At 63.2% G+C, this 10,558-nt stretch carries 12 protein-coding genes and 1 pseudogene; 6 read left to right on the forward strand and 7 right to left on the reverse strand.

Annotation, left to right across the window (positions count from 1 at the left end; translation table 11 throughout):
- Positions 1-66: 66 nt before the first annotated feature.
- Entirely contained in the window at positions 67-957 is an 891-nt protein-coding gene (locus ACODSP_RS26145) for a LysR family transcriptional regulator (RefSeq protein WP_488968451.1), read from the reverse strand.
- 104 nt (positions 958-1,061) lie between these two features.
- On the opposite strand from ACODSP_RS26145, the gene ACODSP_RS26150 reads away from it, so the two are divergent.
- From ACODSP_RS26150 to ACODSP_RS26160, 3 genes are all read left to right on the forward strand, one after another.
- The gene (locus ACODSP_RS26150; protein ID WP_488968452.1) at positions 1,062-1,940 is read left to right on the forward strand and encodes an SDR family oxidoreductase; all 879 of its coding nucleotides are present in this window, start codon (positions 1,062-1,064) and stop codon (positions 1,938-1,940) included.
- Positions 1,941-2,179: 239 nt separating this feature from the next.
- On the forward strand, positions 2,180-2,422 hold the full coding sequence (locus ACODSP_RS26155) for a type II toxin-antitoxin system Phd/YefM family antitoxin (RefSeq protein ID WP_488968453.1): 243 nt from the start codon (positions 2,180-2,182) through the stop codon (positions 2,420-2,422).
- Entirely contained in the window at positions 2,422-2,847 is a 426-nt protein-coding gene (locus ACODSP_RS26160; protein WP_488968454.1) for a type II toxin-antitoxin system VapC family toxin, read from the forward strand. Before ACODSP_RS26155 ends, ACODSP_RS26160 begins: the two co-directional genes overlap by 1 nt.
- Positions 2,848-3,054: 207 nt before the next feature.
- On the opposite strand, the pseudogene ACODSP_RS26165 reads toward ACODSP_RS26160, so the two are convergent.
- The 6 genes and pseudogenes from ACODSP_RS26165 to ACODSP_RS26190 all read right to left on the reverse strand — a co-directional run.
- A pseudogene (locus ACODSP_RS26165) lies at positions 3,055-3,318 on the reverse strand (DUF3991 domain-containing protein); the annotation flags it as partial.
- A gap of 346 nt (positions 3,319-3,664) precedes the next feature.
- Complete coding sequence (locus ACODSP_RS26170) at positions 3,665-4,420, reverse strand: hypothetical protein (RefSeq protein WP_488968455.1); 756 nt, start codon at positions 4,418-4,420, stop codon at positions 3,665-3,667.
- A gap of 2 nt (positions 4,421-4,422) precedes the next feature.
- Positions 4,423-4,632, reverse strand: a complete 210-nt coding sequence (locus ACODSP_RS26175; RefSeq protein WP_488968456.1) for a hypothetical protein — start codon at positions 4,630-4,632, stop codon at positions 4,423-4,425.
- A gap of 2 nt (positions 4,633-4,634) precedes the next feature.
- On the reverse strand, positions 4,635-4,955 hold the full coding sequence (locus ACODSP_RS26180) for a hypothetical protein (protein ID WP_488968457.1): 321 nt from the start codon (positions 4,953-4,955) through the stop codon (positions 4,635-4,637).
- 83 nt (positions 4,956-5,038) lie between these two features.
- A complete protein-coding gene (locus ACODSP_RS26185; RefSeq protein ID WP_488968458.1) occupies positions 5,039-7,117 on the reverse strand; it encodes a matrixin family metalloprotease in 2,079 nt (692 codons plus the stop codon).
- A 475-nt stretch (positions 7,118-7,592) separates the two neighbouring features.
- Positions 7,593-7,745 (reverse strand): type II toxin-antitoxin system antitoxin, encoded by a 153-nt coding sequence (locus ACODSP_RS26190; RefSeq protein WP_488968459.1) that lies wholly within the window; start codon positions 7,743-7,745, stop codon positions 7,593-7,595.
- Positions 7,746-7,885: 140 nt separating this feature from the next.
- Here ACODSP_RS26190 and ACODSP_RS26195 point away from each other — a divergent pair, with 140 nt between their 5' ends.
- The 3 genes from ACODSP_RS26195 (at position 7,886) to ACODSP_RS26205 (ending at position 10,547) form a co-directional block, all read left to right on the forward strand.
- Positions 7,886-8,359, forward strand: coding sequence for a hypothetical protein (locus ACODSP_RS26195; RefSeq protein WP_488968460.1), 474 nt, complete (start codon positions 7,886-7,888; stop codon positions 8,357-8,359).
- 283 nt (positions 8,360-8,642) lie between these two features.
- Positions 8,643-8,831, forward strand: coding sequence for a hypothetical protein (locus ACODSP_RS26200; RefSeq protein ID WP_488968461.1), 189 nt, complete (start codon positions 8,643-8,645; stop codon positions 8,829-8,831).
- 51 nt (positions 8,832-8,882) lie between these two features.
- On the forward strand, positions 8,883-10,547 hold the full coding sequence (locus ACODSP_RS26205) for a recombinase family protein (RefSeq protein WP_488968462.1): 1,665 nt from the start codon (positions 8,883-8,885) through the stop codon (positions 10,545-10,547).
- The last annotated feature ends 11 nt before the right edge of the window (positions 10,548-10,558 follow it).

Genomic DNA, 10,558 nt, shown 5'->3' on the forward strand with positions numbered 1-10,558 from the left:
TCAGCGTCATGGCTGGCGGTTAAGCAGCGCCCACAGAAGACGTCCGGTGTCGGGGAAGCCGGCCCCTTAGTCGATGTAGATCGCCAGTTCATCCGGCGTGCCGTTCGGGAACGCCGCCTTCAAATGGTCGAGAAAAGCCGAGACACGGGCACTGAGCAGCCGTCGGGACGGATAGAGAGCCCACAGCTCGATCTCCGGCCCGGCAACGTCACCCCAATGCACCAGGCGGCCGGCGTCCAAGTCCCTGCCCACCAGCGAAACGGGCAGGCGCGCAGCCCCGATGCCTGCCCGCACCGCATCGCGGACCATGACCAGCGACGACAGTCTCAGCACGGGGTCGACCGCGAGCCTGGACACTCCCTCCGCAGTCGCGACCTCCCATGTCTCCACCCCATCACCGGCGCCGCGCACGACGGCCCGTACGGTGGATCCGTCCTGCGGCAGCACCAAGCCGGGGCTGGCCACGACCACCAAGCGGTCGCGGAGGAAGACCTTGCCGACCAGGGTCTCGTCCGGATCCGGATTCACCCGGATCGCCAGATCATAGCCCTCCTCCACCAAGTCGACCTGCCGGTCGTCCGTCGTCACCTCCAGCCGGACCTCGGGGAACTTGCACGCAAAGCCAGCGGCCAGCCTGCCCATGACGGTCTGGGAGAACAGCAGCGGCGCACTGACCCGCAGGCGCCCGCGCGGGACCTCGCCGCCCAACGCGATCGCCGCCGCCGCCTCGTCGAGCTCGGTGAGCAGGACGCCCGTCCGTTCGAACAGCGCCCGACCCTCTACCGTCAGCTTCAACGTGCGCCCGCCGCGCTCGAAGAGGCGCAGGCCCAGTCCGGCCTCCAGGTCCGCGACCCGGCGGGACAGCGTGGCCTTGGGGCGGCCCGCCGCGCGGGCGGCGCGGCCGAACCCGCCGTGCCGGGCGACGAGGTTGAAATCGGCAAGCGCAAGCAGGTCCATCTGTTCCACCAATGAGACGATCTGTTCAGATATAGCGGCTATTGGCCTTCGCGTGGATCGGTCATTTCTCCATCCATCCAATCACCCAACCCGGAGATAATCCCATGACCATCCTCGTTACCGGTGCCACCGGCCGTGTTGGCCGCCAGATCGTCCAACAGCTCATCAATCGCGGTGCCACCGTGCGCGTCCTGGTCCGCGATCCCGCCAAGGCCGGTTTCCCGACCGGCGTGGATGTCGCCAAGGGCGATATGCTGGACATCGACGCGCTACGCGCAGCCTTCAAGGGCGTCAGCACGCTGTTCCTGCTCAATGCCGTGGCGGGCGACGAATTCACCCAGGCGCTGATCGCCTTGAACATCGCCCGCGAGTGCGGTATCGATCAGGTCGTCTACCTGTCGGTGATCCATGCTGATCGCTTCGTGAACGTGCCGCACTTCGCGGTGAAGTCCGGCGCCGAGCGGATGATCGAGGAGATGGGCTTCAGCGCCACGATCCTGCGCCCGGCCTACTTCATCGACAATGACCTGATGGTTAAGGATGTCATCCTGAACCACGGTGTCTATCCGATGCCCATCGGCGGCAAGGGCGTGGCTATGGTCGATATCCGCGACATTGCCGAGGTTGCCGCGATCGAACTGGTCCGCCGCGCGCAGGCCCCCGGCAAGCTGTCGAACGAGACCATCAATCTGGTCGGCCCCGCCCCCCTCACCGGCGCGGACTTGGCCGCGATCTGGTCGGACGCCCTGGGCCGCCCGGTCGTCTATGGTGGCGATGATCCCAGCGGGTTCGAACAGAACCTGGCGGGGTTCATGCCTCGGTGGATGGCCTACGAGATGCGCCTGATGGCCGAGCGCTATGTCAGCGACGGCATGATCCCCGAGACTGGTGACGTCGAGCGCCTGACGAAGCTGCTGGGCCGTGCGCTGCACACTTACAAGGATTTCGCGCGCGGGGTCGCCGTCGGCGCCGAGCGGAACTGATCCGGCCAGCGCCGTCCCGATGAAGGGGGAAGCCGTTTACAGGCACGGACAGGTCCGGGTGGCGCGGCGCGACAGTGCTTAGGGTCGCCTGATTTCCCTCGTCACCACCTTTCCGTTCCTCAGGGTCCGTAAGTGCCGGCATATGGAGGGCGCGCCCCATATGCCGGCAACAGACCCGAGCCGCTGGAATTCCATCCTCCTCTGCGCTATATGACTATCTATATGGTCAGGAGCATAAAATGGATACGGTCAACCTCGCGGATGCTAAGGCTCACCTGAGCGAACTGGTGGACCGCGTCGAGGCGGGTGCCTCCATCGACATCACCCGGCGCGGCAAGCCGGTCGCGCATCTGACAGCCGTAGCCAAGCCGCGCAAGCCGGTTGATGCCGGGATGCTGCGTTCCCTGACAGCGACCATGCCCCCGCAGGCGCAGGGCGCTGGCGATCTAGTTAGGTCGATGCGGGACGGCGACCGCTACTGATGCTCTACCTCGACACTTCCCTGATCGTCGCCGCCCTTTCAAACGAAGCCATGACACCGCGCATCCAGGGGTGGCTGGCGGACCAGGACCCAACGCTGCTCGTAATCAGCGACTGGACCGTCACCGAGATGTCCTCCGCCCTGTCCATCAAGCTGCGGACCGGACAGATCGACCTGCCACAGCGCGCGGCGGCGTTGGCCATGTTCAACAGGCTCGTCGCGGAGAGCTTTACCGTCCTGGCGGTGACGAGCGGACACTTCAGGGCCGCCGCGAAGTTCGCCGACCAGCACGGGCTCGGGCTTCGGGCAGGCGACGCCCTCCACCTCGCGACGGCATCCGAGCACGGCGCCACAGTCCATACGCTCGACCAGCGGCTGGCCGGCGCCGGCCCCCTGCTTGGCGTGCCCACGCGGTTGATGGAATGATTCAAGGCCCGCCCTGTGGTCGCTCGCCATATGCAGCCGGCTTGCGCAGTTCCCTGGTGGAGCACTGCCGGTCCTGAGTCCCGTCCGCTTCGCCTGGAGTTGGACGTAACTGATCGCGTCGATCGCGTTTTCGACCAGCACCATGGGGCCGATTTCGCTATGGCGAGGGGGAATCGTGAATGCCCCCGCGTTGCGGCTTGTGCCAGCTGCCAGACCGGAGAAGGGCGTTGAGCCCGTACCTTCAATCTCGGTCCCCACCGGTTGGCCACGTTCATCGACCATCAGGAAAACGACATTCGCGCGTTCGTCGGCGTAAACACGACCACCACCATGCAGCCAATCCACCACGTCTCCGTCCAAATGCCTGACGGTCGTTAGCCATTGCCTAACCAATGGCCAATTCTCAGCTATTCGTACCGGGGGCGTGAACGAGGCTGTTGGCGCCGCCCTCGCCACCACGACCGGGACCATGAACTTGGCGTGGGTCGTGGTGGCGGCGCCAGTTTCGTCAGCGCCGAAGGTTTGCTTCAGCCAAGCTACGGCCTGGGGGTAATCGCATTGGCGAAGATGCGTGACCAGATCAATGGCGATACAACCATGGGCTTGGCCGTCATCCCATTAGTTGGGATCATCCACCGACGACGGCGAATTCCCAGGTAGTCCTTTCCAACGCCCTGCTTCAGGACGTTGGAAAGGACACCAGCCCAATGGAGCTTAGCTCGTCGTACAGCCTTCCTGTCGCGCATGGAATAGGTAGCCGGAACGCCGGTCCCGCCTCCCAGTGCATCGACGCAACGTCACCATGGGGCAGCCCCGATCACATCTCGAACACGATGTTGTTCTGCCGATCAATCAGTTGGATCTTCACGATCTCGGCCTTGACCACCGTCCCGTCAAGCTCCGCGGCCGACGCGAAGAAGTAAACCCTGGTTGCCATGGCGTTTGCATCCCCGGTGGCGCGCAGTGTCTCGATCTGCCGGGCCGTGGCCTCGTTGACCACCACGACCTGCCTGAACTGCTCGGAATTCACGAAGCCCAACCGATAATCGCTTGTGGCACCTTGGAAGTAGATCTTAGACGTCGGGTCGATGAATTCGTGATGCCGGAAGGACTTGGATTCAAAGTCGTATTTATCCAACCTGCCGCCAATGGTCACAAAATAGTATTTGTTCGCCTTCGCCTGCTCGATCTCTGCATCGATCTGCGGCTTCAGAGTCTGCATGAGGTCACGCTTGCGGAACTCGTCACGCGCGGTAGCATACTCAGTGGATGTCAGCGTGGCGACCTTCTGGTAGTCAAGGGGCAGCGGGCTCACGGCCAAAAAGGCAAAAATCAGCCTGCGCCCACCATCCAATTCACGGTAGCTGGCGAGCGGTGTCGACCTGTCCGCCAGCGGGATGGCCGGCACCATCTTCTCCTTTACGGCCTCCTGCGTCTTCTTGACCGAGGTCGCATCAGCGATGGTTGCAGGCGCGGGCTCTGCTGCCTTCGGTGCGGAACTCGCCTCTTCTTTCTTTGAGCAGCCGGGCAAGAGGACGGTGACGCAAAGCACGAGGACGGCGAATTGATTCATTTTTAGCATGATGGGCAAACCTTTGTGGTGGATACGAGGAAATTGCGGATACCGATGAAGGCGAGGCCGACCACGATGGCGGCGGCGAGGTGGAAGCCGAGGCCCAGCGAAATGGCCTGCAGCGCCATGTCCAGCATTTGTTCCATCATCTTCTCGGCCAGCCCCACGGCGGCGACAAGCGCGGCGAGGAGCTTGGTCATCGGCAGCCGCATGCTCAGCCTCCCGACTTGATCGAGGCGAGGTACTGGTCGCACGCGGCGTTGACGGTCTTCACCCGCTTGCCGAAATGCCAGACAAGGACGGCACCGAACACCAACAGCGGCAGGCCAATGACGGCGCCGATTACGGTGATGCTGGCCAATACGCCGAACCCCAGCAGCCAGTAACCTAACCGCTTCAGCGTGGCGGCGCCGCCGACCATCTGGATGCGGAGGGCCTCGACGCGGGCCGGGTCGTTGCCGGCTTCCAGCGTCAAGGCGGCGCGGATGGCCTCGGGGCTGCCGAGCGCAATGGCCGTCGCGGCGGATTCCTTCATGGTGCTCTCCTATGGATGGAGCCGGCGGGACGCGGCGTCCCGCTCCGGCGATGTCATGAGCAGGGAGGAGACGGCGGCCTGGCTCAGCCGACGTAGGTCCAGTCGATCCCGATGTCGGCGGTCGCCACCAGCAGCCTGCCCTCGGCTTGGCCGTAGAGCAGGTAGTGCGTGACCGGGTTGACCCCGGCGGCCTTCAGGTCGACGTTCGTATCCAGGTAAGCTGATACATCCAGGTACGCAGAAGGATCGCGCCCTTCCCGCCAGCCGTTGGTCATGAAGTGCTGCCAGGGGTCCACCCCGGCGGCCTTCACGTCTGCGTTGTGGTCCAGGTAATAGGCGCGGTCGAACAACGGGGTTGCCGTCCGGCCCTCGGCCTTCCCGAACGCTTGGTAGTGCGCCCATCCGGTCCGGTAGCTACCGGCGGCGACCGCACTGGCCACGTCGGGATTGGCCGCGAGGTAGAAGCTCTCGTCGAAATAGAGGTCCGACCGCGCGTCGATGGCAAAGCGTCCCTCAGCCTGGCCGAACTTCAGATAGTGCTCGAAGCCGCTGGCCAGCGCCTTGGTCGCCACGGCTGCGGCGACGTCGGGGTTCTTGGTCAGGTAGTAGCCCTCGTCGAACCCGCCGCCCAGCTTGGCGCCGACGTTCCAGAACAGTTTGTTGCCATCCTTGAAGAGGACAAACTCGGTTCCGGCGTATGTGTCGACACCGTCCGCCCTGGTGACCGTCAGCGTGCCGTCGGCCGCCCGGGCGATCCTGGCCTGCGACGCCGATCCGGCCAACCCGGCGACATCGATGCCGGTCCCGCCGTCCACGAGGTTGTTGCCGCTCCCGGCGACCACCCGGTCGTTGCCGGCACCCAGGAACAGGCGGTCGTCGCCGGCCCCGCCCCAGATACTGTCATTGCCGGCGCCGCCCCAGATTTCGTTGGCCACCGCGTTGCCGTTGATCCGGTCGTTGCCGGACCCGGCGCGGACGTTCTCGATGGTGCCGACGATGCCGAGATTGTTCTCGCCGGTATAGAGCATCGCGGCGTTCTGGGCGCTCTGGTAGATGGTCGCCGTGTTGACCAGTTTCTCGGCGGTCGTCACCCGCAGGTTGATGCTCGACAGGCTGTTGGGGGTCAGGTCGATAGAGGACCGCATGGTGGAGGTGGACAGGTCGATCGTGTCGGTCCCGCCAGCATCATAGATGGCCGTGCGGAAGGCCGTGTCCTGGGCCCAGCTATAGGTATTGTCGCCGGCGTTGGTCTTGGTGTTAGCCCCGTAGAGGTGCTGGATGGCCAGGATATCGAGGATCTTGAGCTGGCTGTTGTCGATCTGCAGGGCCCCGCCGCTGGCGGTAAAGCCGTAGGTCAGGATGCCCACATCGTCATAGGCCATGATGGTCAGCAACTTGACCTGGTAGTCGGCCGGTAGGTCGATCTGGCTACCGAACGGATGCGAGAGGCCGAGGGCATGGCCGATCTCATGGGCAGCGACAGCGGCAATCGAGCTGTATTCGGAAGGGTTCAGCGAACCGTCGGCCTGCAGGCGGTCCAGCCAGGCATTGTCCAGGCGGACGTCCCCGGCCAGGGGCGTGAACGCGAGGGCTGTTACTTTGCCATCCGCCGAGGGAGTGTAGGACACGGCGCTGGGGTAGTAACCCAATCCTGCGGCGGGCTTGTCCGCCGCCGTGAAGGTGTCCGTGCCGAACATCAGCGTCTTGCCGGTGTTCTCGGTCGTCTCGGTGAAGGTGACGTTGGCGACGGCGGCCCACTTCGCCAGCTGCTCGACGACGATCTGCCTCTCGGCCGTGTTCATGGGACGGAAGCCCGTGACGGAGCCGCTGGCGGCCTGCCCGAAGCTGTACTTCAGGTCGACGGCGGTGCCGACGCCGATATCGGAGTTCAGCATCTCCAGGAAGGTCAGGCCCTTCCCGGCCGTCAGGTCGAAGTTCCAGCGGGTGGCGCCGGACATGAAATTGCCGGCAGCATCGATGGTGTTGCGGTAGGCCAGCAGGGCATGGGTGTCGATGGTGGAGAGATCGTAGGCGGAAACGCCGGGGATGTTCGTGGTCAGCGCGGTCGCAGCTTGGTGCACGTCGTCGGACACGACCAGCGCGGCGCAGCAGGGGCAACCGACGGCATGGGGCTCCAACGGCACGATATTCGTGTCGGGCATCTTGTCTCCTCGTGTTGACAAGCGCACCCATCCGTTCCGGCTGGCGCCGGGCGGGTGACAACGCGTTCACGAGGACACGCGCCCCGCCGGTTTCCCCGCGAGGGTATTGTATGCCGGAAGGCCGCCCGACAAAGCGGGATGCCTCGTGATCGCGCATTGGTGCGCACTACCCTCCGGTTGTCACGCCGTTGGGTAGCCCTATGAATGTTGCATGGCGTTTCAGATAAAGGAAACACCGTTTGCTATGAGGTGGTACGCAAATTTCAAGTTTGCTGGGCTGGGGATATGGGGCGGAGGCATCGAATCGTTTTCAGGAGTAAGTTAGATGCCTGAAATCCAAGCGGTTTTGGGACGTGACCCGGATTTCTCATCTTAGATCCCTCTCTCCCTAAGTACAGATGGGACCAGATAGCTCTGGACTGCGGCGCTCAATCCGTCTCGGCCATGCAGTTACGGGCAGGCTGGGGTAGGTGAATCACTTCGGAAGAAATCCTTTCTCCCGAAGCCATTCCGCGCAGATCTTCTCAATGAGCGACGAGACGGAGCGTACGTCTTCCTTAGCGGCACGCTCGAGTGCTTCCTTGATCTCGGGCTGAACCCGTACCCCGAGTGAATGCGTTTTCGCCATGACGACATTTACCTACATTGACGTTGACAACAGGGCGTCATTGTAGGTAAAGTAACAACACTTGGCAACGGCCAAGCGGCCCGATGGGGAAGGTGGAAGCTCCCCGCACCGGGCCTAACCTCAGACACGGAGCGAACCCGATGCCCAAGGCTACCCATAAGACTATCACACTCGACCCGGCCACCGAAGCTACCCGTCGCGTCGTCCGCCTCCTTGAAGAAATCAACGCCAACGAGTTCGAGTGGTTTCGGGCAAGCACGGCCCGCAAGGCTCAACTCGAGAGGCAGTATCAGAAGCTGACCAAGGCATTGTCGCGCGCTGAGGAAAAGATCAGTCTACCTGCCACGACATTGGTGGGCGCCATGGGGCAGGTCATGCTGGCATTCGCCGATGCGCAATCTATCACTGACCTCGCTGATGACCGGCACCACGACGACATCCAGATTTATCATCAGCGGTTGGGGCGTTGCCTTCGCAGCGTGCTCAGTGTTCTGGCCCATTTCAGTGGCTGCGATCCCGCTGAGCTGGGTGCCCACTACTACATTGACCTACCGGTAGACGCCCACCAAGCCACGTTTGGAAACGTTACTGCGGAATGGCAGGTGGGACTATAGGGCCGTGCGGGGAAGCGTTTCCCAGATGTCGAGTGGTTCCGCTCGATGACGGTTACCCGACGTCGTCGGCTCCTGCCTATTTCGACCATCCAGGTGCTACCTACTGATTGGGCGCCACAGATGGTCGGATATCGGCACCACGCCAAGCCCCAATCCCACATGCACAAAGTGCATATGTGGGTCGCTTCCTGTGAATGTCAAATGAGGGATGGGCCGGGCCTGGAGGCTGGAGCATATGGCCTGGGGAGAGGGCGCATCGTGCGCCCCAGGTTCAAGGTGCCACATGATCCATCTCCGCCTCGCCGTTTCCCCACCTGCCAACGACGGCAACCAGACGCCGCTCGACGCGTATGCCGATAGGCTTGATCCAGCGATACTCGTGGTGGCCGCTGCTCTCGGTCGCAAGATCGCCCGCGATCTGATCGCTGCGGCGACCTCGAACGACCAGCGCCCCCAAACCGACAAAATATGATAGCATTCCTTCCAGGAAGGTTGCTCCCCCACCCCCGCAAGCCGGTGACTCATGAGCCTCCGCACAGCTATTTATGCCCGCTATTCCAGCGATCAGCAGAGCGCCTCCTCTATTCAGGATCAGTTCCGCATCTGCCGGGAACAGGCCGCCCGCGATGGCTGGCAGATCGTCGGCACCTATCAGGACGCCGCCATCAGCGGCGCCTCCCTGACCTTGCGGCCCGGCATTCAGGCACTGCTCCAAGACGCGCAGGCGCGCAAGATCGACATTGTGCTGGCCGAGGCCTTGGACAGGCTATCGCGTGATCAGGCCGATACCGCCATCCTGCATAGGCAGCTCCAGTTTGCCGGCGTCAAGATCATCACCCTAGCGGAAGGCGAGATCAGCGAGTTACACGTGGGCCTTAAGGGCACCATGAATGCCCTATTTTTGAAGGACTTAGCAGCAAAGACTCATCGTGGCTTGCGGGGACGCGTCGAAAAGGGCAAGGCCGGCGGCGGGCTTTGCTACGGCTATGACGTGATCCGGCAGTTCGATGCCGATGGCGAACCCATCAGGGGCGGTCGCCGCATCAATGAAGCGGAGGCGGCGACCGTCCGACGGATCTTCCAGGAATTTGCCCGGGGGGTCAGCCCCCGAACGATTGCCGCCAACCTGAACAAGGATGGGGTCCCCGGGCCCAATGGAAAAGCCTGGGGCGACACAACCATCCGTGGGCATGCGATCAGAGGAACAGGCACGCTCAACAACGAGCTCTATGCCGGCGTGCTGGTATGGAACAAGGTCCGCTATATCAAGGATCCGGCAACCGGCAAGCGTGTTCCCCGTCTGAATCCAGAAAGCGCCTGGATTGGGACGGAGGTACCAGACCTGCGGATCGTGGATGATGAACTTTGGCAAGCAGTGCGTCAGCGCCAGCAGGCCTTGGCCATCCAGTACGAGCCGGCCATCACTGCCGTCCGCGCATCGCACGCCAACCGGCTGAATGACCGGCACCGGCCCATCTTCCTCCTGTCCGGTCTGCTCAAATGCGCCTGCTGCGGCGACAATTACGGCATCATCACCTATGATCGCTATGGCTGCCTCAACCGCTACCGACGCGGCACCTGCGAGAACAGCCACACCGTCAAGCGCCAGGAGATCGAAGCCCGCGTCCTGAACGGGCTGCGCCACAATCTGGTTTCCCCCGAAGCCGTCGAGACGGCCATCAGGAATGGGGTTGAACTTGCCAACCGGTCCAACCGTGAACTGCGCGCCCGTCAGTTGGATGATCGGCAGGCCCTGGCCAAAGTGCAGCGCGGCATCGACGCCATCACGGCGGCGGTCGAAGACGGGCTTTACCAGCCTTCCATGAAGGCCCGGCTGGCGGACCTGGAACAGCAGAAGCAGCAGCTTGAGGTCCGGCTATCCGAGGCACCGGCCGTCATGCCCGATATCCATCCCAACGTCGCCGGCCTCTACGCCAGGATGATCGAGCGCCTGACAATGGCGCTGGAGGACGACACCACGCGGGGCGAGGCTATCGAGGCGATCCGATCGCTGATCGACAAGGTGGTGATCGAACCCGGCGCCCGGCGTGGCGAAGTACAGGCTGAACTTCACGGCAAGTTGGCTGAGATCCTGAACGCAACAACCCGTCCAGCCGGGGCTGGACGGGTTGTTATAACGTCGGTGGATGCGGGGGCAGGATTTGAACCTGCGGCCTTCAGGTTATGAGCCTGACGAGC

The sequence above is a fragment of the Niveispirillum sp. FG156 genome, from assembly GCF_057809555.1.

Coding starts and splice junctions, on each gene's coding strand:
- ACODSP_RS26205 (WP_488968462.1), top strand. CDS start 8,883: ATGAGCCTCCGCACAGCTATTTATGCCCGCTATTCCAGCGATCAGCAG.
- ACODSP_RS26160 (WP_488968454.1), top strand. CDS start 2,422: ATGCTCTACCTCGACACTTCCCTGATCGTCGCCGCCCTTTCAAACGAA.
- ACODSP_RS26200 (WP_488968461.1), top strand. CDS start 8,643: ATGATCCATCTCCGCCTCGCCGTTTCCCCACCTGCCAACGACGGCAAC.
- ACODSP_RS26150 (WP_488968452.1), top strand. CDS start 1,062: ATGACCATCCTCGTTACCGGTGCCACCGGCCGTGTTGGCCGCCAGATC.
- ACODSP_RS26195 (WP_488968460.1), top strand. CDS start 7,886: ATGCCCAAGGCTACCCATAAGACTATCACACTCGACCCGGCCACCGAA.
- ACODSP_RS26185 (WP_488968458.1), bottom strand. CDS start 7,117: ATGCCCGACACGAATATCGTGCCGTTGGAGCCCCATGCCGTCGGTTGC.
- ACODSP_RS26155 (WP_488968453.1), top strand. CDS start 2,180: ATGGATACGGTCAACCTCGCGGATGCTAAGGCTCACCTGAGCGAACTG.
- ACODSP_RS26170 (WP_488968455.1), bottom strand. CDS start 4,420: ATGAATCAATTCGCCGTCCTCGTGCTTTGCGTCACCGTCCTCTTGCCC.
- ACODSP_RS26190 (WP_488968459.1), bottom strand. CDS start 7,745: ATGGCGAAAACGCATTCACTCGGGGTACGGGTTCAGCCCGAGATCAAG.
- ACODSP_RS26145 (WP_488968451.1), bottom strand. CDS start 957: ATGGACCTGCTTGCGCTTGCCGATTTCAACCTCGTCGCCCGGCACGGC.
- ACODSP_RS26180 (WP_488968457.1), bottom strand. CDS start 4,955: ATGAAGGAATCCGCCGCGACGGCCATTGCGCTCGGCAGCCCCGAGGCC.
- ACODSP_RS26175 (WP_488968456.1), bottom strand. CDS start 4,632: ATGCGGCTGCCGATGACCAAGCTCCTCGCCGCGCTTGTCGCCGCCGTG.